Annotated in this window: 20 protein-coding genes; 10 read left to right on the forward strand and 10 right to left on the reverse strand. The window is 61.3% G+C overall.

All coding sequences use genetic code 11. The features are described 5' to 3' along the window. The first annotated feature begins 1 nt into the window (after nt 1). The gene (locus ABDX87_RS01340) at nt 2–1054 is read left to right on the forward strand and encodes an ABC transporter substrate-binding protein (RefSeq protein WP_346833669.1); all 1053 of its coding nucleotides are present in this window, start codon (nt 2–4) and stop codon (nt 1052–1054) included. Between the two features lie 1285 nt (nt 1055–2339). Then, nucleotides 2340–3689, forward strand: coding sequence for a cation:proton antiporter (locus tag ABDX87_RS01345; RefSeq protein WP_346831221.1), 1350 nt, complete (start codon nt 2340–2342; stop codon nt 3687–3689). Between the two features lie 3 nt (nt 3690–3692). Here the strand turns inward: ABDX87_RS01345 and ABDX87_RS01350 are convergent, their stop codons facing one another. Continuing rightward, nucleotides 3693–5402 (reverse strand): ATP-binding protein, encoded by a 1710-nt coding sequence (locus ABDX87_RS01350; protein WP_346831222.1) that lies wholly within the window; start codon nt 5400–5402, stop codon nt 3693–3695. A gap of 473 nt (nt 5403–5875) precedes the next feature. On the opposite strand from ABDX87_RS01350, the gene ABDX87_RS01355 reads away from it, so the two are divergent. Next, nucleotides 5876–6703 carry a formate/nitrite transporter family protein gene (locus tag ABDX87_RS01355; RefSeq protein WP_346831223.1) on the forward strand — a complete coding sequence of 276 codons (828 nt, stop codon included), beginning with the start codon at nt 5876–5878 and terminating at the stop codon, nt 6701–6703. A 76-nt stretch (nt 6704–6779) separates the two neighbouring features. After that, entirely contained in the window at nt 6780–7778 is a 999-nt protein-coding gene (gene moaA / locus ABDX87_RS01360) for a GTP 3',8-cyclase MoaA (RefSeq protein ID WP_346831224.1), read from the forward strand. 95 nt (nt 7779–7873) lie between these two features. On the opposite strand, the gene ABDX87_RS01365 is transcribed toward moaA, so the two are convergent. The 8 genes from ABDX87_RS01365 to pedF form a co-directional block, all read right to left on the reverse strand. Next, nucleotides 7874–9604, reverse strand: a complete 1731-nt coding sequence (locus ABDX87_RS01365) for a PAS domain-containing hybrid sensor histidine kinase/response regulator (RefSeq protein ID WP_346831225.1) — start codon at nt 9602–9604, stop codon at nt 7874–7876. Continuing rightward, nucleotides 9588–10751 (reverse strand): alcohol dehydrogenase-like regulatory protein ErcA, encoded by a 1164-nt coding sequence (gene ercA, locus ABDX87_RS01370; protein WP_346831226.1) that lies wholly within the window; start codon nt 10749–10751, stop codon nt 9588–9590. The genes ABDX87_RS01365 and ercA overlap by 17 nt, the downstream gene beginning before the upstream one ends. A 156-nt stretch (nt 10752–10907) precedes the next feature. Continuing rightward, a complete protein-coding gene (gene pqqA / locus ABDX87_RS01375) occupies nt 10908–10979 on the reverse strand; it encodes a pyrroloquinoline quinone precursor peptide PqqA (RefSeq protein WP_346833670.1) in 72 nt (23 codons plus the stop codon). Between the two features lie 228 nt (nt 10980–11207). Continuing rightward, nucleotides 11208–12983, reverse strand: coding sequence for a PQQ-dependent methanol/ethanol family dehydrogenase (locus ABDX87_RS01380; RefSeq protein ID WP_346831227.1), 1776 nt, complete (start codon nt 12981–12983; stop codon nt 11208–11210). 154 nt (nt 12984–13137) lie between these two features. Beyond that, nucleotides 13138–14067: a quinoprotein relay system zinc metallohydrolase 1 gene (locus ABDX87_RS01385; protein ID WP_346831228.1), complete on the reverse strand. Its 930-nt coding sequence runs from the start codon at nt 14065–14067 to the stop codon at nt 13138–13140. A gap of 14 nt (nt 14068–14081) precedes the next feature. Continuing rightward, the gene (locus ABDX87_RS01390) at nt 14082–14810 is read right to left on the reverse strand and encodes a quinoprotein dehydrogenase-associated SoxYZ-like carrier (protein ID WP_346833671.1); all 729 of its coding nucleotides are present in this window, start codon (nt 14808–14810) and stop codon (nt 14082–14084) included. Nucleotides 14811–14842: 32 nt separating this feature from the next. Further along, on the reverse strand, nt 14843–15730 hold the full coding sequence (locus tag ABDX87_RS01395; RefSeq protein WP_346831229.1) for a substrate-binding periplasmic protein: 888 nt from the start codon (nt 15728–15730) through the stop codon (nt 14843–14845). 5 nt (nt 15731–15735) lie between these two features. Then, the gene (pedF, locus tag ABDX87_RS01400) at nt 15736–16212 is read right to left on the reverse strand and encodes a cytochrome c-550 PedF (protein WP_346831230.1); all 477 of its coding nucleotides are present in this window, start codon (nt 16210–16212) and stop codon (nt 15736–15738) included. A gap of 189 nt (nt 16213–16401) precedes the next feature. Here pedF and ABDX87_RS01405 point away from each other — a divergent pair, with 189 nt between their 5' ends. The 6 genes from ABDX87_RS01405 to ABDX87_RS01430 all read left to right on the forward strand — a co-directional run bounded on the left by ABDX87_RS01405 (nt 16402) and on the right by ABDX87_RS01430 (nt 21468). After that, on the forward strand, nt 16402–17562 hold the full coding sequence (locus tag ABDX87_RS01405; protein ID WP_431061300.1) for an ABC transporter substrate-binding protein: 1161 nt from the start codon (nt 16402–16404) through the stop codon (nt 17560–17562). A gap of 60 nt (nt 17563–17622) precedes the next feature. Further along, a complete protein-coding gene (locus tag ABDX87_RS01410) occupies nt 17623–18582 on the forward strand; it encodes a YVTN family beta-propeller repeat protein (RefSeq protein ID WP_346831232.1) in 960 nt (319 codons plus the stop codon). After that, entirely contained in the window at nt 18579–19316 is a 738-nt protein-coding gene (locus ABDX87_RS01415) for an ABC transporter ATP-binding protein (protein ID WP_346831233.1), read from the forward strand. Before ABDX87_RS01410 ends, ABDX87_RS01415 begins: the two co-directional genes overlap by 4 nt. After that, a complete protein-coding gene (locus tag ABDX87_RS01420; RefSeq protein WP_346831234.1) occupies nt 19313–20104 on the forward strand; it encodes an ABC transporter permease in 792 nt (263 codons plus the stop codon). Before ABDX87_RS01415 ends, ABDX87_RS01420 begins: the two co-directional genes overlap by 4 nt. A gap of 106 nt (nt 20105–20210) precedes the next feature. Then, complete coding sequence (locus ABDX87_RS01425; protein WP_431061200.1) at nt 20211–20771, forward strand: PQQ-dependent catabolism-associated CXXCW motif protein; 561 nt, start codon at nt 20211–20213, stop codon at nt 20769–20771. Between the two features lie 31 nt (nt 20772–20802). Further along, nucleotides 20803–21468, forward strand: coding sequence for a response regulator transcription factor (locus ABDX87_RS01430; protein WP_346831235.1), 666 nt, complete (start codon nt 20803–20805; stop codon nt 21466–21468). 158 nt (nt 21469–21626) lie between these two features. On the opposite strand, the gene ABDX87_RS01435 is transcribed toward ABDX87_RS01430, so the two are convergent. Next, nucleotides 21627–21956 carry a thioredoxin family protein gene (locus tag ABDX87_RS01435; RefSeq protein WP_346831236.1) on the reverse strand — a complete coding sequence of 110 codons (330 nt, stop codon included), beginning with the start codon at nt 21954–21956 and terminating at the stop codon, nt 21627–21629. Between the last annotated feature and the right edge of the window lie 164 nt (nt 21957–22120).

A 22120-nucleotide genomic window follows, 5' to 3' on the forward strand; every position in this document is an offset into this window, starting at 1 on the left:
CATGAACTCCGTTAAACGTTTTGCCCTGACCGGCTTGTCTTGTCTGCCGTTCGCCGCCCTGCTCACCTCGCTGCCGGCGCAGGCTGAACCGACGCTGTATCTGGGCATGAACGGCGGCACCATGGAACGCCTGTACGCCGATCAGGTGCTGCCGGCCTTCGAAATGGCCAATCACGTCAAAGTGGTGATCGTCCCGGGCACCTCATCGGACATCCTCGCCAAGGTCCAGGCGAGCAAGGACAACCCGCAGATGCACGTGATGTTCCTCGACGACGGCATCATGTACCGCGCCATTTCCATGGGCCTGTGCGGCAAGCTGCAGCCGAGCGCGGCCCTGGCGGACATTCCGGCCAAGGGCAAGATCAAGGACGAAGCCGTCGCGGTCAGCGTCGGGGTGACGGGCCTGGCGTACAACACCAAAATGTTCGAAGAAAACGGCTGGAAGGCGCCGACGTCGTGGGCTGACATGGCCGACAAGCGCTACAAGGACAAACTGGTGTTTCAGTCCCTCGCCTCTTCGACGTTCGGCCTGCATGGTTTCCTGATGTTCAACCGATTGCAGGGCGGCAGCGAAACCAACGTCGAGCCTGGGTTCAAGGCCTGGCCGAAGACCGTCGGGCCGAACGTGCTGGAGTACATTGCCAGCTCGGCGAAGATTTCCGAGATGGTTCAGACCGGCGAAGCGGCGTTGTTCCCGCTGACCCCGACCCAAGTCACCGCGATGAAGCTCAAGGGTGTGCCGGTGGAATACGCGCCGCCCAAGGAAGGCGCCGTGGTGTTGAACGTTGCGGAATGCACCATCGCCAATAACGACCAGCCGGAACTGGCGCAGAAGCTGGCGGAATTCCTGCTGACGCCCGAAGCCCAGGCCCCTGCGCTGGAACTGGGCGATCAGATACCGTCCAACCCAAAAACGCCGACCACTGACCGCACGCGTGGCCAGGTGGAAGCGATGAACAAATACCTGGAAACCGCCGTCACCATTGATTGGGATCAGGTCAACCAGATCCGCCCAGAATGGAACGCGCGCTGGAGCAAGACCATCGAGCGGTAAACGCGTTGCAGCATCTGTTCAGTGTGGGAGTGAACGTGCTCGCGAAGAGGTCCGTGCATCCGCAGGATCGCGAATGGATGACCCAAAGGCTTCGCGAGCAAGCTCGCTCCCACAGGTTCCGCGGCGGCCACGGGTATTGCGGCAGTCACGGGTTCTGGGTCTGCCTGGTCCACAGGTTTTGAGGCAGCAACAGACTCTGTGGTCTACCCGGTACCTGTGGGAGACGTCGGAGGTTACGACGGCAGCGAATGCGGTGGGTCAGTCTCCGTTGATGTCACTGCCCCACCGCATTCGCCACTGTCGTAACCTCCAGCAGCTCCCACAGGTCTTGCGGCGGCCACAGGTAGTGAGTAGGTCTTGAGGCTGCCACATGCCCTGAGCCTGCATGGTTCAGAAGTCTTGAGCCAGCCACAGGTTCTGGGTCTGCCTGGTCCAAAGGTTTTGAGGCAGCAACAGGCTCTGTGGTCTACCCGGTACCTGTGGGAGACGTCGGAGGTTACGACGGCAGCGAATGCGGTGGGTCAGTCTCCGCAGATGTCACTGCCCAACCGCATTCGCCACTGTCGTAACCTCCAGCAGCTCCCACAGGCCTTGCGGCGGCCACAAGCCTGAGTTTGCCTAGTTCAGAGGTCTTACGGGAGCCACAGGTTCTGGGTCCGGCTCAGCGATCTTGAGGCAGCCACAGGTTCTGGGTTTGCCCGGTCCTCAGGTCTTGAGGCAGCAACAACTTCTGTGGTCTACCCGGTACCTGTGGGAGACGTCGGAGGTTACGACGGCAGCGAATGCGGTGGGTCAGTCTCCGCAGATGTCACTGCCCCACCGCATTCGCCACTGTCGTAACCTCCAGCAGCTCCCACAGGTCTTGCGGCGGCCAAAAGCTCTGGTCTGCCTGGCCCACAGGTCTTGAGCCAGCCAAACGCCCTGAGCCTGCCTGGCTCAGAGGTCTTGAGCCAGCCACAGGTTCTGGGTCTACCCGGCTCAGCGATCTTGAGGCAGCCACAGGTTCTGGGTTTGCCCGGTCCTCAGGTCTTGAGGCAGCAACAACTTCTGTGGTCTACCCGGTACCTGTGGGAGACGTCGGAGGTTACGACGGCAGCGAATGCGGTGGGTCAGCCTCCGCAGATGTCACTGCACACCGCATTCCTGAGCAAGCTCTATTCCACAGATCTTGCGGCGGTGTGTCAGTCGCGACCGATGCCGATGTGCGCTCACCGAACATTGCGTCCAACTATCCTCTCTCGCGTCGGTCACACCCTTACTACCCACTGACTGATGACGAGACCGGATGAGTTTCATTCTTTGCATGACCGTGCTCGGCGTCTTGTTGATGCTGCTCGCACTGACCTCCTCTTACCTGCGCTGGCTGCCGGTCACGACCTCGGCGGTGTGTCTGGCGTTCGGCGCCGGTATTGGCCCTTGGGGCCTGGATCTGGTGCAGCTGGATATCCGCGACGCCCGCCACTGGCTGGAACGCCTGACCGAAGTCGCGGTGTTGTTCTCGCTGTTCAACACCGGCATCAAACTGCGCTTGCAACTGCATCGTAAAGCCTGGCATTCGGCCTACCTGCTGGCGGGGCCGGTGATGCTCGCCAGTATTTTGGGCATGTGCCTGGCCGCCCATTACCTGCTGGATATGCCGTGGGCTTTGGCGCTGTTGCTCGGCGCGATGCTGTCCCCCACCGACCCGGTTCTGGCGGGGCTGGTTCAGGTCAACAACGCGCAGGATTTCGACCGGGTTCGATTTGGCCTTTCTGGAGAGGCCGGGCTGAACGACGGCACCGCCTTTCCCTTCGTCATCTTTGCTCTGCTGTTTCTCAGTCATGGCACCTCGGACTTCACCTGGGTGCAGGGCTGGTTGCTGAAGAACCTGATCTGGGGCGTCCCCGTCGGCCTGCTGCTTGGCTACGGGTTAGGTCGTGGCGTCGGGCATCTGATGATCTACCTGCGAATCAAGAACGCCGACAGCACCAGTTCGCCCAATGATTTTCTGGCGCTCGCCCTGATCGCGATGGCCTACGTCGTCGCTGAAGGCCTGGGGGCCTATGGCTTTCTCTCGGTGTTTGCCGCAGGGCTGGGTCTGCGACGTGCCGAAGTTCACACCACTCAATCGGACCTTCCGTCCGAGCACGTGGCCAAACCGGTATTGGGGCACATGGACAGCGACCCCACGGCCGCCACGGTCACCCGACACGAAGAGCTCAGCGAATCGCAGTTGGCGGCCGGCGTGATGATGGGGGACATGCTCGCGTTTGGCAGCCTGGTGGAACGGGCCATGGAAGTGCTGTTGATCACCCTGCTTGGCGCGGCCATTGCCTTCTATTGGGACTGGCGCGCGGTAGGCTTGGGTCTTGCGCTGTTCTGCGTGATCCGGCCCCTGAGCGTCTGGCTACTGATCAGCTCCCGACTGCTTTCCCGTCCGCAAAAAGCGCTGGTGGGATGGTTCGGCATTCGCGGCATCGGCACGCTGTATTACCTGTGCTACGCGCTGTCTCACGGTTTACCCGCGGACGCGGTGCACACCACCATCGGCCTGACGCTTTCAGTGGTCGCGCTAAGCATTCTGCTGCACGGCATCAGCATTCAACCCCTGCTGGAGCGCTATGAGCGGAAAATGACGATGAACCGGGAAGAGTGATCGTTACGCCGATACAGGCGACAGCAGGCTTTCGATACCGGCGATCAGGTGCTCCAGAGTGACCGGTTTATGCAATACCACCGCAGCGTGTTCACAAGTCGCCCGCACCGCGTCCAGGTCGGCATGCCCGGTGAGCAGGAGAATCGGCAGTCCCGGCCTGATGTCGCGCAGCACGCGCGCCAGTGCCACGCCACTGAAATCGCGCATGGCGCAATCACTGACGACAATTGCCGGCGGCCGATGCCGGATCGCCTCGATGGCTTCAAAACCGCTGGAGACCGCCTCCACGTCGTAACCCGCATCGGCCAGGAGACGGGCCATGACCTCGCGTAGACGGTCATCATCATCGACCAGCAGCACGCTCACAGCACTGGCAGCCTGAGGGGTAGAGTCCAGCGGCGCGGTGTGCGCTCGCTCCTCGACAGCGCTGTCGCGCACCTTCAGCAACAACGTCACCGTCGTCCCGGATGTCATCCCGCAATGAATGGTCGCCGTGCCGCCCGCCTGTGCAGCGAATGCATACACCTGAGACAACCCCAGGCCGGTGCCCTGGCCTTCCTTCTTGGTGGTGAAAAAAGGCTCGAACACTTGGCGGGCGACGTCCGGAGGAATGCCGGGGCCGTCATCCTCCACCGTCAGCTCGACGTAAAGGCCGTCCGCCAACAGCTCATGCCCGCCCAGCTTGAGCAAGCGTGTGCTCACGCGAATGTTCCCGGTCCCCTGCATCGCATCGCGTGCGTTGACCAGCATGTTGAGCACGGCAGCCTCTAGCTGCGTGGCATCGCACAGTATTCGCGCGGGTGTGGTGTCCAGGTCGAACTGCAGGTTGATGTCCGGGCTCAGCACCCGGTTGAACAGCTCTTCGAGGCTGCGCACTTGAGCGCTGACGTCCAGCAGCGTCAAGGCGGAAGGATCTTCGCGAGTGAATGCCAACAGTTGCGCGATCAGCGATGCGCCTTTGTTCACCGCTTGCAAGCCCACTGACGCCCAGCGCCGGACGTCCTGCGGTTTGTCCGCCTTACGCTCGACGAACTGCAAGCTGGCGCTGATGGCTTGAAGCAGATTATTGAAGTCGTGAGCGATGCCGCTGGTGAGCTGCCCGATCGCAGAAACGCGCTGGTTTTGACGCAAGCGCGCGTGCTCATGCTGATCATCGGCCAATGCCGAGATGACTTTTCGACTCAGGCTGCGGGCCTGTTCGTCTTTCTCGGCGCTCAACTCACGCAACTGCAACAGCGCCGACGTCTGACGCGCCAACGCGGTCAGCGCGCCAATCTGGCGCGCGTCCAGGGTGCGCGGCACGGTATCGATTACACATACGGTGCCCAGTGCCTGGCCCTGCTGCGTGACAATCGGCGCGCCTGCGTAAAACCGAATGAACGGCTCGCCCACGACCAGTGGATTGCTGGCAAAACGCTCGTCCAGTGCGGCATCTTCAACGATCAGCAGCTGATCCGGTTCAAGAATGGCATACGCACAAAACGCCTGGTCACGGTGGGTTTCGCGTACCGACAGGCCGGTACAGGCCTTGAACCACTGCCGCTGATCATCGACCAACGACACCAGCGCAATGGGCGTCCCGCAAACGACCGACGCCAATTCGACGATGTCGTCGAATGCCTGTTCCGGGAGGCTGTCGAGGATCTGAAGGTGATCCAGCGCCTGAATACGTCGAGCTTCATCAAGTGGGAGCGGCGCGGGTCGATGGGTCATGGGGTTACGCAGGTCCACTAGGGGGTGGCGGATTATCGGTTCTGTGATCGGAGCACCGTTCCATGCGCTTTGTTCCGCTCTGTGTCACACATGATGCCCAAGGCTCGACAATACTGGCAAACGATCATGGCGTTCTAGTGGCTCCATCGGTCAGATTCTCACTCACCCTTCAGAACATTCCCGGCTAAATGAAATTGCTGTCCTCGTCTTGATAGACGACATCGATCATTTCATCGGAATAAGCGATTGGACGCTCTACGTCCCTATCGGTAGCTTGCTCATCAACTGATCCCGTCTTTTTCGCCACTTCTGCAATGTGGCCAAAAGTCGCACATCGTTGCCCTCACAAGGACCTGCCCTCGTGTCGCCCGACACGCTGCGCATCGAGACCGGATGCTTTGAACCATTCCTATATCTGCGTGGCGCGCGACATTATGTCGTGGTGCCGGCCATTGCGTGCGAGTCCAGAAACCATGTCCATCAATACGCCTCAACAGATTGCTGAAATCACCATCGAAGCCGGGGTGAAAAAGTCGCATTTGCCCACCCTCTCGGTTCTGGTCCTGGGATTTCTGGCCGGTGCGTTCATCGCGCTGGGCTTTCTGCTGGACATCCACGTCAGCACCATGATCCCCGCGCCATGGGCCTCGCTGGGTAACCTGCTGGGGGCTGCCGTGTTCCCGATTGGCTTGATCCTGGTGATCCTGGCCGGCGGCGAACTGTTGACCGGCAACATGATGAGCCTGCCAACCGCCCTGTTCGCTGGACGCATCTCGCTGTCTGCCGTCGCACGCAACTGGCTGCTGGTGACCTTCGCCAACCTGATCGGCGCCCTGTTTATCGCCTATTTCTTCGGCCATGTACTCGGCCTGACCGAAGGCGCGTATCTCGCCAAGACGCTGGCCATCGCCAAGGCCAAGGTGAGCGCCGATTTCGGTCAGGCCTTTATCTCCGGCATCGGCTGCAACTGGCTGGTGTGCCTCGCCGTCTGGTTGTCGTATGCGAGCAAGGACGTTACCGGCAAGATCCTCGGCATGTGGTTCCCGATCATGGCGTTCGTCGCCATCGGCTTCCAGCACGTGGTCGCGAACATGTTCGTGATCCCGGCGGCCATCTTCGCCGATGCGCTGAGCTGGGGTCAGTTTGTCGAAAACTTCTTCGCTGTGTTTCTGGGCAATGCGGTAGGGGGTGCAATTTTTGTCGGGCTGGCGTATTACGTATCGTATTCAAAGGCTTTCCCCAACTCGGCAGTCGGCGAAGACGCCGCGATGATCGAACAGCCGGGAAGCCAGAAAATTTAAACGATTCAATCGCGGGACGTTCAAAACAACGTTCCGCGGTTTGCTTCTGCCATGCAGCACGTTGTCGAGAAAAGTTATGTCGGATCGGGTTCTGATAGACGGGTATGCACGCAAGGTCGATTACGTTCGGATGTCCGTGACCGATCGGTGCGATTTCCGCTGCGTGTATTGCATGGCAGAGGACATGACGTTCCTGCCCCGCCAGCAGATTCTCTCGCTCGAAGAAATCCAGCAGATTGCCGAGCGGTTCGTTGCGCTGGGCACCAAAAAGATCCGCCTGACCGGTGGCGAGCCACTGGTACGCGCCGGCATCGTCGGCCTGTGCAAGAACATCGCGGCCCTGCCCGGCTTGCGCGAGTTGTGCATGACCACCAACGGGTCGCAATTGGAGAAGCTGGCGGCACCGCTGTTCGACGCGGGCCTCAAACGCTTGAACATCAGCCTGGACAGTCTGGACCCCGCCCGCTTCAAGGAACTGACGCGCACCGGTGATCTGGCCAAGGTCATCGCGGGCATCGATGCCGCCAACGCGGCCGGCTTTACCCATACCAAGCTCAACTGCGTGGTGATGCAGGGCCGCAACGATCACGAGATTAACGACCTAGTGGCGTTTGCCATCGACCGGGGCCTGGACATTACGTTCATCGAAGAAATGCCGTTAGGTGTGATCAGCGAACACAGCCGTGCCGAGTCATTTTTTTCCAGCGATCAGGTGCGTGAACGTATCGCCGAACGCTACACCCTGATCAATTCCACCGAATCGACCCAAGGTCCCTCACGCTATTGGCGCCTGGCCGAGGCGCCAGGCATTCGCGTGGGGTTCATCTCGCCTCACAGCCATAACTTTTGCGCGACCTGCAACCGGGTTCGCGTCACCGTCGAGGGCCGTCTGTTGCTGTGCCTGGGCAACGAGCATTCGGCCGACCTCAAAGCCGTCCTTCGGGCCAATCCCGGTCAGCCGGAGAAGCTGGAAAACGCCCTGATCGAGGCCATGAAACTCAAGCCCTACAAGCACAACTTCGAGATCAACGATGACGTGCAGGTGGTGCGGTTCATGAACATGACCGGTGGCTGATACGCCGACTTGATGAATCTGGACAGGTCCTGCGGGAGTCAGACGTTGATCCTCGGTTAATCCGCGATGGGGGCTCCAGACATCCCACGCAGTGCCTAACCCAACAACTGACTCACCACCGCTCGCAACTTCCCCGGCTTGACGGGTTTGTTCAACAACGGCGCGCCCAGCTTCTGCAGGGACCTGCGACACGCATCTGTACGGTCGGCGGTAATCATCACGCAGGGAATATCCAGGTTGAAGTGCGCGCGAATGTCCGCTACTACCTCGCAGCCCAGCACGCCGTGATCCAGATGGAAGTCAAACAGAATCAGCTCCGGCGCGCGGCCCTGCAGAACGCTGTAACATGCCGCCTGATCAGTCGCGGTAAGCACTTCACACCCCCACTGCCCCAGCAACGCCGCCATGCTCTCAAGGATGCTGGTCTCGTTATCCAGCACCAGCAAACGACGGCCCGGCAGCGGATTGCCTGCACCCGGTAACTGTTGCGCAACGGCACTGATCGGCACCGGCATGTCGGCTGACAGCGGCACGTTGATCGAGAACACTGAACCGCGCCCCGGTTGCGAGCGCACGTGAATGGCACAACCGAGAATACGGCCGATGCGCTCCACGATCGCCAACCCCAGCCCGACGCCTTTACGGTCCGCAGCGCGGCCGACGTCCAGTTGGTTGAACTCGAGAAAGATCGAATCCAGCCGGTCCTCGGCGATGCCGCGCCCGGTGTCCCACACCTCGATGCGCAACGACTCGCCGCGTTTGCGGGCACCCAGCAAAATGCCGCCGTGCTCGGTGTAGCGGCAGGCGTTGCTGAGAAAGTTACGCAGGATGCGCGTCAACAAACGCAGGTCTGTCCGCACGGCCAGCCCGGCGATGTGCGCACGCAGGGTCAACCCCGCTGCCGCGGCCACCGGCTCGAACTCGGAGACCAGTGGCGCCAGTATTTCTTCCAACCGATACAGCTCGATGTCCGGCTCAATGGACGCCCGGTCGAGCTTGGCAATGTCCAGCAGATCAGTGAGCAGGTCTTCGGCCCCCTCCAGCGCCTGATGCGTACGCTCCACCAATGTCTGTTCGGCAGTTGGCAGCGCGCGCTCACGCAGGGTGGAAATCAGCAGACGCGCCGCATTCAGTGGCTGCAACAGGTCATGGCTGGCCGCTGCGAGGTATTTGTCCTTGCTGCGGTTGGCGGATTCGGCAGCGTCCCGGGCTTCGCGCAGGTCATGTTCGATCTGCTCTCGCTGGTGGATCTGCTGTTGCAGGTTACGGTTGGCTTCCAGCAACTCGTCGGTGCGGGCGGCCACGCGCAATTCGAGTTGATCGTTGAGCTCCTGCAGGCGTTGCTGCGCCAGTTTGCGCTCGGTGATGTCCGCCACGAAGCCTTCGAACAAGCCGTCCTCGTCCGGTTTGAGCAGCAAGTTCATCAGCACGTCGACGTAACTGCCATCCCGGCGCCGCAACCGGGTTTCATACCCTTGCAGGCTGTGCTCGCGCTGCAGCACCTGAGCGATGGCGTTCATTTCCACCTGCCCCCCGATGAACAGCGTGCTGGCAAGGTCATCCAGCAACACCAACACCTCGTGCTCATCGCGATAACCGAGCATGCGCGCCAACGCCGGGTTAGCGGCGCGAAGGCCCTTGTGCAGGCTGGCCTGGAAGATGCCGTGCACGGCGTTTTCAAACAACCATTTATAGCGGTTGCGCTCGGTTTCCAGCTCCCCCAGACGCAGGGTCAGTTCCGGATAATGGCTTTTTCGGGTCGAGTGATTGCCCAACCCGAGCAGCGCTGTGAGCGCGCCTTGCTGGACGTCAGAGGGCTTCGCCATACACCACTTCGACGTCCCGCTGACTGGACACGCGCGGATTGGTCAGGATGCACGGATCGCCCATCGCATGCTGAGACAGAAACGGGATGTCAGCGATGCTCACGCCTTGCAGACCGAGGGTTTCGTGAAATCCGACCTGATGCTTGAGGGCGATCAGGTGCTCCACCAGACGTTTGCTGATGGCGACGTGATTCAGGCCCCGGCAATCGATACCCAGGGTTTCGGCGATCACCTTGAAGCGGTCCGGCGCCGAGCTGTAGTTGAACGCCACCACGTGCTCGACTAACACCGCATTGCACAGACCGTGTGGCAAGTCCAGAAAGCCCCCCAGGCTGTGGGACATGGCGTGCACGGCCCCGAGAATGGCATTGGAGAACGCCAGACCGGCCTGCATGCTCCCGAGCATGATTTTTTCGCGCAAGGCGATGTCGGCAGGGTTGGCGATCATCTGCACCAGATTGCCGTTGATCAGGCGCATGGCTTCCAGGGCATGAGGGTCGGTCAGCGGGCCATGACCGGTCGAGACGAACGCTTCAATCGCATGAACCAGCGCGTCGATGCCGGTACATGCAGACAGGAACGGGTCCATGCTCAAGGTGGTTTCCGGGTCGATCAGCGACACGTCGGGAACGACCGCCTTGCTGACGATGGAGAATTTCATGCGTTCCTGTTGATCGGAGATGATCACGAACTGCGACACGTCAGCCGAGGTGCCGGCCGTGGTCGGGATCAAAATCAGGGGTGGGCTCGGCACGCGGATGGTGTCGACGCCTTCGAACTCGAGGATGTTGCGTCCATGGGCCACAGCGATGCCGATGCCTTTGCCGCAATCCATCGGACTGCCGCCGCCCACGGCGACAATCACATCGCAGTGGTGCTCGCGATACAGCTCGGCGCCAAGCATGACTTCTTCGACCCGGGGGTTGGGCGACACGTTGCTATAGATGAAGTATTCCAGGCCATGGACCTGCAAGCTGGCTTCGACGTCAGCCACCCATCCGGCAGCGATGACGCCAGGGTCACTGACCACCAGCACTTTACGTGCGCCGAAGGTTTTGGCGTAGTTGCCCACGCTGTGACGACTGCCCGCACCGAAGATGATTTCCGGGGACACGAATTTACGCAGCTGGTGGAGGCTTTGGCTCATATCAAGCGCATTCTTGTTGTTATTAGAGAATGAACGCCAGCCTAGAGCATCTGCGGGGTAATGCAATAAGACCAACGACTGACGGTGTCGGCTCATGGCGAAGGTCTTCGTGCAGGAAAGAAGACCCGGTCAACGTTGATTGACCGGGCATGCCGATCAACGGTTGGCGAAGTACATGGTCACTTCAAATCCGATACGCAAATCGGTGAACGCTGGTGTTTTCCACATGGGCCTTTCCTCTTGTCGTTCAGGGGAGTGCCGGGTGGTCCGGCACCTTCATTAGCGCACGGAGCCGGTGCCCGGCGAATACTACTTTGGGACTGATTTGATCGTCCCCACGCTCTGCGTGGGGATGCCGCCCCGAATGCTCTGCGTCCACGCGAAAGCCGACGCGGGGCGTGGGGACGATCAACACTCTGGTTCGCTCCAGCGGGCTTGAGTATCAGCGCTTGTGTATCAGCGCTTGGTCACCAGTTCCTTGGGCAGCTTGAAGGTCCAGAGCATGCCGCCCTGGTTGAAGTCCTTCACCCGCTTGGCCACCTCGCCTCCCCACAGCGGCACCGCGCCGCCCCAACCGGACAGCACGGACACGTACTGTTCGCCGTCCATCTCCCAGGTGACCGGCGAACCCAGCACGCCTGAACCGGTCTGGAACTCCCAGACCTTGTCGCCGGTTTTGGCGTTGAACGCCTGCAAAAAACCTTCCGGCGTGCCGGTGAAGACCAGATTGCCCTTCGTCGCGAGCACCCCGCCCCACAGCGGCGCGTAGTTCTTGTGACGCCAGACTTCCTTGCCGGTTTTCGGGTCGATGGCGCGCAATACGCCAATGTAATCCTCGTTCAGCGGCTTGATGGTGAAGCCCGCGCCCAGAAACGCTGCGCCTTTCTTGTAGGCGATGCCTTCGTTCCAGATGTCCATGCCCCATTCGTTGCCCGGCACGTAGAACAGGCCGGTGTCAGGGCTGTAGGCCATGGGCATCCAGTTTTTCGCGCCGAGGAACGCGGGCGCCACGAACGCCGCCGAGCCCTTGGCTTCGCCGTCTGGTGCACCGGGACGGCTGGCGTCGATGTAGATCGGCCGACCGTCCTTGTCCAGGCCGCTGGCCCAGGTGATCTTGTCGGCGAACGGGAAACCGCGAATGAACTTGCCGTCCTTGCGATTGAGTACGTAGAAGAACCCGTTGCGGTCGGCCGTCGCGGCAGCCTGAACGGTCTTGCCGTTTTCCTGATAATCGAAGGAGATCAGTTCGTTCACGCCGTCATAGTCCCAGCCATCATGGGGCGTGCTCTGGAAGTGCCATTTGATGGTGCCGTCATCGGGGTTCAGCGACAGCCGCGACGAGGAATACAGGTTATCGCCCGGCCGCATGTGCGAATTCCACGGCGAGGGGTTGCCGGTGCCAATCAGGATCTGGTTATTGCTGGGGTCGTAATAGCCGCCAAGCCACGGCGCCGCGCCGCCGGTCTTCCACAGATCGCCCGGCCAGGTCTTGTTCGCCTCACCACCGGAGATGCCGTTTTCAATGGCCTGACCGTCTTTGTAGACGTAACCCATGTTGCCTTCCACGGTTGGACGCGACCACAGCAAGGTGCCGTTTTTCGGGTCGTAGGCTTCGACCTTGCCGACCACGCCAAACTCGCCGCCCGCAACGCCTGTGATCAGCTTGCCATTGACGATCATGGGCGCAGCGCTGATGGAGTAACCGGCCTTGTGGTCAGCGACCTGCTTGCTCCAGACCACTTTGCCCGTGTCTTTGTTGAGCGCGACCAGCTTGGCGTCGAGGGTGCCGAAGTACACCAGATCGCCGTACAGCGCCACGCCCCGGTTGATCACGTCGCAGCACGGACGGATGTCGTCAGGCAGACGCGCGTCGTACTGCCAAAGTTTCTTGCCAGTGCGCGCGTCCACCGCGAACACCCGTGAATAAGAGCCGGTGAGGTACATCACCCCGTCCTTGACCATGGGTTGCGCCTGCTGCCCACGCTGTTTTTCACCGCCAAACGAGAAGGCCCAAACGGGACGCAGGTCCTTGACGTTGTCGGTGTTGATGATGTCCAGCGGGCTGAAGCGCTGGCCCTGCACGCCCAGGCCGTTGGTGACGATCTGATTGGGGTTCTTGGGGTCCTGGAGGATTTCTTCGTCGGTCACAGCGGCCAGGAGGCTGCCGGACGACAGCATGGCGCTGACCAGCAGACCCAGTGCGAAAGAATGGCGACGTGCGGGTTGAATCATGACGGCTGCCTCTACGGTTTATTGTTGTTTTCTTCCTTTCGGGACATTTCCCCGATCAAGGCGATTGTTGGCGGGGAGGCCCGCCACAACAATTGCCCGCAGTGTGGAGGTCTCTAGTTCTTTGGTAGGTGGGTCAGCGCTCGGAGAACGGGCGTCAGTGCGCATCGACCCGCACCATCTGCGCCCGCTCGTACGCCGGATACAAATGGCTGACGCTGCGAATCAGTTCGTACCGGGTCAGGCTGATGGCAGCGAACCGCTCCGGAATCGGGCTTCCGATGAGCTCTGCCATGTCCGCGCCCTGGGCGGCCCCGTCCCTCAATAGCCTGTCGAGCCAGCCCAGGTAATCACGCATCTGCTCGAAAGGCCGGACGTCTGTCGCCACGGGACCATGGCCGGGTACCAACCATTTCCACGGCAGGCCCTGAAGGGTGTCCAGGTCGTTGAGCCACACCTGCACGCCCGGACTGTTCGGGGTTGTCAAAGCGCGTTGGTAAAAGACGATATCGCCCGCGAACAACACGCCCGTGTTTTCGTCGAGGATGGCGAGGTCGGCGCCCGTATGCCCGGAGAGCGCCACGAGGCGCAAGCGGTGACCGCCGAACGCCAGCGTGCCCGGCGCCACGACCTGCGTCGGAAGACGTATTTCGGTGCCTCGCATCCAGTCGCCGACCACCCGGTACAGGTTTTCCGTCAGGGCATCCCCGTGCTTGCGCATCAGGTCGGCGGCGCCGGCGAGCGCACCGATCGGCACATCGGCGAATGCCTGATTGCCCAGCACATGGTCGGGATGATGATGGGTCAGGAACACCTGAATCACCGGCTTGTCGGTCACCGTACCGATGGCAAGGCGCAAGGCCTCGCCATAGCGCCGTGACGGGCCGGTGTCGATGACCACCACGCCGCTGTCGGTGACGATAAAACCGGTGTTGACGATGTTGCCGCCGTTGCGTTTGTCGAAGTTTTCGGTCGTGCCCTCTAGCAGGTAAGTGTCTTCAGCGATCTGCCGGGGTTGCAGGCGATATTCCAGTTCCGCGTGTGCCAGCGCAGTGACGCAGACCAGCAGACACGCAACGAGGCACATGGCGGCACGCCGGCTCATTTCACGGCCGCGCTGAACAGGTTGCCGCTGATGTCGCGCAATGACAATTGGGTTTCGCCGTCATCCTCGATATCGAAACCCAGCGTCGGGTTCTCACTCACGGCCGGAAACAGCTCCAGCGTCGCCAGCAGTGTGCCGTGGGCGTCTTTCAGTTGCGCCTGATTCAGATAGAACTCGGGGATGCCGCTGACCATGCCGTTGTCCATCGGATGGGCAATCGTCACGCGCAAGCGGCTGAAGCCAGAACGTGGATATCGCCCTCCCATCACCTCGCCCATGTGCTCTTCCCATCCTGGCTGACTGCGCACGACGCTGGGCGCGGTGCACCCTCCGCCCGCTGCGTCAATGGTGGTCGAACCGATGTGCCAGACGCCATCCCGGGTCAACACAGCGGCACGCAAGGGCGTGGCCTGCTCAATGCGGATGCGGATCGACAGCCACGGCAGCACCCGCTCGACCGGTTGAAAATCGACGATCTGCGGCAAGGGATTGAGTTCGGCCCAGGCCAGAATCCGCACCACCTCACCCGCATACGCCCTGGCATCGATCTCGATCGGAACCTGGCGGGCGTCTTCGGCAAACGGCGGCGCGCGTAAAAGCACCTTATCGTCAAAGACGTAGGGCTGACCCTTCAGGAATTTCTGCTGGTAGTAGTCCCACATCACCGACGTGACCGGGTCTTTGCCAGGATCGGCGCAGGCCACCCCCGCCAGACACAGCAGCAAGGCAAACCCGGCCGCCCTGCCCTGAACACGGCTCACCGGTACATCTCCGGCACGTCGTACCGCATGCCGTACGCGGCGTAAATGCGCTGCACCTCGCCTTCACGAATCATCGTCTCCAGCGCCTCTTCGATGGCGTAAGCCAACTGGCGGTTGCTCTCATGCACCGCCATGCCGATCTCCCAAGTCTGCCGTCCCATGCTCGGGTAAGCGTTTTCGGCCAGCGACCATTGCGGGGCATGGGCCTGATGCAGTTGCCAGTCCACCTCGCCCCGCATGGCCATGACTGCGTCCACTTTGCCGTCGTGCATGGCCGCGAACGCCGCTTGTACCGACGGAAAATGGTGAGTACTGCCTGCAAATTGTGCGTTGAAGATCGAGGTCAGGTAGAACGACGGCACGCTGTCGATCTCGACGCCGATCGGATGTTCGGCAAACACTGCGACACTGGGCACGGCGTCCAGCCGCGTGCGGTCGAAGGCGACCTGCCAGCGCTCAGTCTGGTACGGCGCGAACATCACGACGTGGTCGTTTTCCAGCTCGCCGAGGTCATTGCGCTTCTGCGAATAATCCTTGTCGTAGGGCACGCGCATCATCAGGTCTGCCAGTTGCTGGCCACGCAACTGGCTGCCGCGCCAGATCAGGTCGCGCAGGTCGTCGTCGAGCTTTTCGCCGGGCGGCGCCCACATCAATTCCAGGCGCACGCCCAACGCCTTGGCCAGCATCGTCGCCAGGTCGACATCAACGCCGCGGGCCTGCCCGTCCACCTGGAAACTGTAGGGCGGAAAATCCTGGTACACCGCCACCTTGATCACTCCGGCCGCGATGATGCTGTCGTAGGTGCGAATCTGCGCGTGGGCAGGCTGGAACATCAGTACCAGGCAACAAAAGAAGGTGCTCAGTAGTACGGCGAAGGCACGCATACCGATCATTCCTCGGTGTGAACGCTGTCCAGATAAGTCCGCACCGCCCAGAGGGCTTCCTGACTCAAGTAGTCGGCCATCTTCGGCATGTACACACGACCGTCGCGCACCGCGCCATTGCGAACCCGCTCAACAAACCACTCATCGCCCGCACTGCCGACGTCCAGGTGCCGCAGGTCCGGCGCGATGCCGCCGGAAATGGCTTCGAGCCCATGGCAGGCGGCGCAGTTCTGGGTGTAGGCCGACTTGCCGATTTCCAGAGCCTTGTCGTGATCCCTGGACTCGCGATAGGGGTTTTCGGCCCGCCACTCAGGCCCCAGTTGTTCAAGGCCATCGGTGGCGACGGCATGGGGCACCACATCACCGTGAGCCTGAGCCAGGTTGCTGACGAGCAGACCACCGAGCATCAGTGCGCCCAACAGCAAGCTTCGTTTCTGGCTTCGGATTTCGGTCTCAGGCGGGGTCAGGTTTTTTGTTGTCATTATTTTGTCCTCAGAAGTGCATGCAAAAGCATGTCGCCATCTTAAGAACGGCTTCTGCGCGCCCGAATGCTGCTTTGGTGGCCGCGCCTTACTACCTTGGTACTGGCAGACCCGTACCATCTGCATATTTCCCCACCGGCCGGGCATTTCTATGCTGGCTCTGTCTGTAGGGAGTGCTCTATGCGCCAGATGGTGTTTCACCCATTGCTTTGCCTCGCCCTCGCCGCATGGCCGTTGCTGACGATGGCGGCCGAAGATCCTTTGCAGGTGCGCATCGGCTATCTGGCGTATATCCCGGACCCCGGCCCGGTCTTGTCCAACGTCATTCCCGAACCCCGAGACGCCGGGCTTCGCGGCGCAGAGCTGGCCATCGTCGATAGCAACAGCACCGGGCGTTTTCTCAAACACAGCTACAGCCTCACGAGTGCCAGTACGGACAACTCGGACGCATTGCTTGAGCAAGCCAGGGCGCAGCACGAACAGGGTTTGCGCCTGTTTGTGGTCAATGCACCGGCTGACACCTTGCGCCAGCTCAGTGCCGCGATGCCGGACAGCCTGTTGTTCAACGCGGGCAGTCCCGACGACAGCCTGCGCAGCACTGCCTGCCTGCACAACGTGCTGCACACATTGCCCAGCCGCGCGATGCTGGCCGATGCACTCGCGCAGTTTCTCACCGTTCGGCGCTTGACCCGCTGGCTGTTGATCGTCGGCCAGACGCCCGACGACCAGGCCTACGCCAATGCCTTGCGCCGCGCGGCAAAACGCTTCGGTCACATCATCGTCGCGGAGAAAGCTTTTACCTTCGATAACGATCAACGACGCAGCGCTCAGGCCGACATGCCGCTGTTCACCCAGACCGCCGAGTACGACGTGGTGCTGGTGGCGGACGAGCGCGGGGACTTCGGCGAGTACGTGCCCTACCAAACCTGGTACCCGCGCCCGGTGGCGGGCACACAGGGCCTGACCCCGACCGGTTGGCACAAGACCGTGGAAACCTACGGTGCCGCGCAACTGCAGAAACGCTTTGAAGCCGCGGCCGGGCGCTGGATGAACGACCGGGATTTTGCCGCCTGGATGGCCGTGCGCAGCATCGCCAGCGCCGTCACCCGGCTACGGGCCACCGATGCGATGCAGATTCGGGAACTCGAACTGGGCGACAACCTGCCGCTGGACGGCTTCAAGGGCAGCAAGCTCAGCTACCGGTCGTGGAACGGCCAGCTCCGGCAACCGATTCCGGTCGTCCAGCCCCGCGCGCTGGTCACTACTTCCCCGCAGGACGGTTTTCTGCACCCCGGTACCGAACTCGACAGCCTCGGCTATGACAAGCCCGAGGTGACCTGCACCTTTTGAACGCCTGACGCGTTGAAACACCGTTGCACTCCGGACAATTCCAACAACAAGGACCGCACCATGCGCCGCACCCTGATAGCCACTGCCCTGTTGATCGCTGCGGGCCAAAGCCTGGCCGCCACTGCGTTCGTCTCCAACGAGAAGGACAACAACCTCAGCCTGATCGACATGGAGACGTTGCAGGTGACCCAGACCTTGCCCGTCGGGATGCGGCCGCGCGGCCTGCTGCTGTCTCACGACAACACATTGCTCTACATCTGCGCGAGCGACTCGGACCGCGTGCAGGTGATGGACGTCGCCACGCGCAAGATCATCAAGGAACTGCCCTCCGGCAAGGACCCCGAGCAATTCGCCCTGCACCCCAATAACCGTTGGTTGTACGTCTCCAACGAAGACGACTCGCTGGTGACGGTCATCGACACCGAGACCTCGAAGGTGCTCGCGCAGGTGGACGTCGGCGTCGAGCCCGAAGGCATGGCGGTGAGCCCTGATGGCAAGTGGGCGGTCAATACCAGTGAAACCACCAACATGCTGCACTGGATCGACACCTCGACCCAGACGCTCGCCGATAACACGCTGGTCGATCAACGCCCGCGCTTCGTCGAGTTCACCAAGGACGGCTCGCAGCTGTGGTCGTCGGCAGAGATCGGCGGCACGGTGAGCGTGATCGACGTCGCCAGCCGCAAGATCCTCAGAACCCTGAAATTCGAGATCAAGGGCGTGCACCCGGACAAGGTGCAGCCGGTGGGCATCAAGATCAGCGATGACGGCAAATACGCATTTGTCGCCTTGGGGCCGGCCAATCATGTCGCGGTGATCGACGCCAAAACCCTGGACATCGTCGACTACCTGCTGGTGGGCCGCCGGGTCTGGCAGCTGTCCTTCACCCCGGATCAGAAACAGCTGTTGGCAACCAATGGCGTCAGCGGTGACGTCTCGGTGATCGACGTGGCCAGCCTCAAGGTGCTCAAGTCGGTCAAGGTCGGGCGTTATCCATGGGGCGTGGTGGTAGCGCCATGAGTGCGTTGCACGTCGACCAACTGAGTTTCTCCTATGGCCCACGTGAAGCATTGCGGCAGGTGTCGTTCAGCCTGGCGCCCGGTCGCTTCGCAGCCTTGCTGGGCCCGAACGGCGCGGGAAAATCCACCTTGATCGCGCTGTTGACCCGTCTCTACGACATACAGAAAGGCGAGATCCGCATGGGCGAATGTTCGCTGCGTCAGTCACCTCGCCCAGCCCTGAAGCAACTGGGTGTGGTATTTCAGCAAAGCACGCTGGATCTGGACCTGAGCGTTGAGCAGAACCTGCGGTATCACGCCGCGCTGCATGGTCTGGCCCGCCGCGAGGTCAACCAGCGGATTGAGCAGGAACTGGCCCGTCAGGGGTTGAGCGAGCGTCGTCGCGAGCGCGTCCGCGAACTGAATGGCGGGCACCGTCGCCGCGTAGAAATCGCGCGAGCGTTGCTGCATCAACCGCGGCTTCTGCTGCTGGACGAAGCCAGCGCAGGCCTTGATCCGGGAAGTCGTCTGGCCCTGAACCAGCATGTGCGCAGCCTGTGCCGCGAACAGGGTATCAGCGTGCTCTGGACCACCCATTTACTCGATGAAGTCCACAGCGACGACGACCTGCTGATTCTGCATCAGGGCCGTCTGGTTGCCAGCGGCCAGGCCCGTGACGTTAGCGCCGAGCACGGGGGCGGTCTGGACACCGCCTTCAATCGCTTGACCACCTCCTGCGGAGCGTCCCCACGATGAGCGCTTATTGGCACTGTTTCAGCGGGATCGTCTTGCGCGAATGGCTGCGGTTCGTGCTGCAACGCACGCGCTTCCTCAGCGCACTGGTGCGGCCGTTGCTGTGGCTGCTGGTGTTCGCCGCCGGTTTCCGTGCGGCGCTGGGCATCGCGATCATCGAACCTTATGACACCTACATTCCGTATGAGGTCTACATCATCCCCGGCCTGGCGTGCATGATTCTGCTGTTCAACGGCATGCAGGGCTCACTGTCGATGGTCTACGACCGTGAGATGGGCAGCATGCGCGTCCTGCTGACCAGTCCCCTGCCCCGCACGTTCCTGCTGGTAAGCAAACTGCTGGCGACCTCGCTGATCTCGCTGTTGCAGGTGTATACGTTTCTGGCCGTGGCGTGGGTGTATGGCGTGCAGCCGCCCGCGTCCGGGCTGCTCGTCGCATTGCCGGCCTTGCTGTTGGTCGCGTTGATGCTCAGCGCCCTGGGCTTGCTGCTGTCCAACGCCATTCGCCAACTGGAGAACTTCGCCGGCGTGATGAACTTCGTGATCTTCCCGCTGTTTTTCATGTCGTCGGCGCTGTACCCGTTGTGGAAGATGCGCGAGGCCAGCGAATGGCTGTATTGGCTGTGCGCGGTCAACCCGTTCAGCCATGCGGTGGAACTGGTGCGTTATGCCCTCTACGAACGGCTGAACCCGCTGGCACTCGCGGTCTGCCTGGTACTGACAGTGCTGTTTGCCTGGCTCGCCGTGCTGACCTTCAACCCGCAGCATGCGGCGGTGCGCAAACCGGGCTGAACGACGAAATTACGACTTTGGTACTGGTTTTCCTGTCTATGGTCGCATTCACAAAGCAGCGGGAGTGGCTTGTAATGCAGTCCATAAGAAGAAAGGAATTCTCGCCATGCCCCGTGCCTTGTCATTCGCCAGCCTGTTCGCCCTGATCCTGGGTTCAACCCCGATGATTCAGGCGGCGACCGCTGAGCCGGGTGCGCCGCTGTTCAACGCCGACGGTTACCGCATCACGCTGTACCGCAGCCCCACGCCCGAGCGGATAGCCGGCGCGCAGATCGTCAGCACCGAACAACTGCAGGCGTTGCTCAACCAACGTCCCCAACCTGTCCTGATCGACGTTTACCGCAGGCAATGGCTGCAAGGGCGCTTCATCGAGGACGAACCCCACGTCAACCTCCCCGGCAGTCACTGGCTGGCCAACACCGGCGACGGCGAACTGACCCCGCGCTGGATGGAATACCTGACCCTCAACCTGCGCGCGCTGACCGATGGTCATCAGGACACGCCCTTGGTGTTCTACTGCCGCGCCGATTGCTGGCTGAGCTGGAACGCGATAAAACGCGCCAGCGCCCTGGGCTACAGTCATCTGTATTGGTATCGCGACGGCCTGGACGCCTGGCAGGCTGCCGGACTGCCCGTGGAACCGGCACAACCCGAGCCTTTACGCTAAACGGCATCGACAATAAAAAAGGTAAAGAATCATGTACAAGATCCTGATTGCCGACGATCACCCGCTGTTTCGGGAGGCTATTCACAACGTCATCAGCGATGGTTTTCCTGGCAGTGACGTCATGGAAACCGAAGACCTGGACAGCGCGCTGGCCCTGACCCGGGCGCATGACGATCTGGATTTGATTCTGCTGGACCTGAACATGCCGGGCATGCACGGCCTCAATGGCCTCATCAACCTGCGCAACGAAGCACCAACCATTCCAGTGGTGATCGTGTCTGCCGAACAGGACAAACAGGTTGTGCTGCAGGCAATCACCTACGGCGCGGTGGGTTTTATCACCAAGTCTTCACCACGCAAGCAGATGACCGAGGCCATCGAGCAGATTCTCAATGGCAACGTGTACCTGCCGTCAGACATCATCCGCAGCCAGAAAAGCACGACACGGCGCAGCGGCAATGAAGCGCCCCACTTCCCGCCCGAACTGCTCCAGGCGCTTACCCGCAAGCAATTGCTGGTACTGGAGCGCATGACCAAAGGCGACTCCAACAAACAAATCGCCTACAGCCTGACCATTGCGGAAACCACGGTGAAGGCGCACGTCTCGGCGATCTTGCGCAAACTCAACGTGCATAACCGGGTGCAGGCGATCCTGAGTGCGGGCGATATCGATTTTGCGGCGTATTTGCGCAGGTAGCCGATCATGTCAATGCCAGTGGTGAGACTGTTTCCTGAGGGAGCGAATTCATTCGCGATTCGGCGGGCCGGCAGACACCTTTCTGTCGGTTGTGCGAGCCTCTCGCGAATGAATTCGCTCCCACAAGGTTCTCAACCGGACTGAAACCGGTCAGGACATTACCCCTGCTGCACCAATACCTCGAACGCCTCTTCGATATAACTGACCTTGGTCGGTCGCACCAACCGGGCGACCTCTTCGCCGTCGCGCATGAACACCAGCGTCGGCCATAACTTCACCCTGAAAGAACGCCCCAGCCGGCGTCCGCTGCCGTCCTCGATTTTGAGGCGCCGCACGTGCGGGTACTCGGCGATCACTTCTTCTATCAAGGGCTGCGCTGCATTGCAGTGACCGCACCAGTTGGTGCCGAACTCAATAACGCTGACGCCGCTCAGCGCATCCACGTCCGCTCGGATCAGGGTTTCGGGCACGTAAGGCTCGGTAGTCATGTGTTCACTCCCATCACGATCCCGCCAGTGTAGCGGCCCGCAGCAGCCCGACGCAAAACACCGAACGCCGCGCCACACCGGCAGCAAACCCTTCAAACGCGGTGTGACAGTCAGATCGAAGCTGCAGAAATTACGACTGCTGCGCAGCCGATCGCCGACAAGTC

Origin of the sequence: Pseudomonas abietaniphila, from assembly GCF_039697315.1 — a bacterium.
In the GTDB taxonomy this organism is placed as follows: domain Bacteria; phylum Pseudomonadota; class Gammaproteobacteria; order Pseudomonadales; family Pseudomonadaceae; genus Aquipseudomonas; species Aquipseudomonas abietaniphila_B.

Excerpts from the sequence above, each read along its gene's own strand:
- ABDX87_RS01340 (WP_346833669.1), top strand. The coding sequence starts at position 2 with ATGAACTCCGTTAAACGTTTTGCCCTGACCGGCTTGTCTTGTCTGCCG.
- ABDX87_RS01345 (WP_346831221.1), top strand. The coding sequence starts at position 2,340 with ATGAGTTTCATTCTTTGCATGACCGTGCTCGGCGTCTTGTTGATGCTG.
- ABDX87_RS01350 (WP_346831222.1), bottom strand. The coding sequence starts at position 5,402 with ATGACCCATCGACCCGCGCCGCTCCCACTTGATGAAGCTCGACGTATT.
- ABDX87_RS01355 (WP_346831223.1), top strand. The coding sequence starts at position 5,876 with ATGTCCATCAATACGCCTCAACAGATTGCTGAAATCACCATCGAAGCC.
- moaA (WP_346831224.1), top strand. The coding sequence starts at position 6,780 with ATGTCGGATCGGGTTCTGATAGACGGGTATGCACGCAAGGTCGATTAC.
- ABDX87_RS01365 (WP_346831225.1), bottom strand. The coding sequence starts at position 9,604 with ATGGCGAAGCCCTCTGACGTCCAGCAAGGCGCGCTCACAGCGCTGCTC.
- ercA (WP_346831226.1), bottom strand. The coding sequence starts at position 10,751 with ATGAGCCAAAGCCTCCACCAGCTGCGTAAATTCGTGTCCCCGGAAATC.
- ABDX87_RS01380 (WP_346831227.1), bottom strand. The coding sequence starts at position 12,983 with ATGATTCAACCCGCACGTCGCCATTCTTTCGCACTGGGTCTGCTGGTC.
- ABDX87_RS01385 (WP_346831228.1), bottom strand. The coding sequence starts at position 14,067 with ATGTGCCTCGTTGCGTGTCTGCTGGTCTGCGTCACTGCGCTGGCACAC.
- ABDX87_RS01395 (WP_346831229.1), bottom strand. The coding sequence starts at position 15,730 with ATGCGTGCCTTCGCCGTACTACTGAGCACCTTCTTTTGTTGCCTGGTA.
- pedF (WP_346831230.1), bottom strand. The coding sequence starts at position 16,212 with ATGACAACAAAAAACCTGACCCCGCCTGAGACCGAAATCCGAAGCCAG.
- ABDX87_RS01405 (WP_431061300.1), top strand. The coding sequence starts at position 16,402 with ATGGTGTTTCACCCATTGCTTTGCCTCGCCCTCGCCGCATGGCCGTTG.
- ABDX87_RS01410 (WP_346831232.1), top strand. The coding sequence starts at position 17,623 with ATGCGCCGCACCCTGATAGCCACTGCCCTGTTGATCGCTGCGGGCCAA.
- ABDX87_RS01415 (WP_346831233.1), top strand. The coding sequence starts at position 18,579 with ATGAGTGCGTTGCACGTCGACCAACTGAGTTTCTCCTATGGCCCACGT.
- ABDX87_RS01420 (WP_346831234.1), top strand. The coding sequence starts at position 19,313 with ATGAGCGCTTATTGGCACTGTTTCAGCGGGATCGTCTTGCGCGAATGG.
- ABDX87_RS01425 (WP_431061200.1), top strand. The coding sequence starts at position 20,211 with ATGCCCCGTGCCTTGTCATTCGCCAGCCTGTTCGCCCTGATCCTGGGT.
- ABDX87_RS01430 (WP_346831235.1), top strand. The coding sequence starts at position 20,803 with ATGTACAAGATCCTGATTGCCGACGATCACCCGCTGTTTCGGGAGGCT.
- ABDX87_RS01435 (WP_346831236.1), bottom strand. The coding sequence starts at position 21,956 with ATGACTACCGAGCCTTACGTGCCCGAAACCCTGATCCGAGCGGACGTG.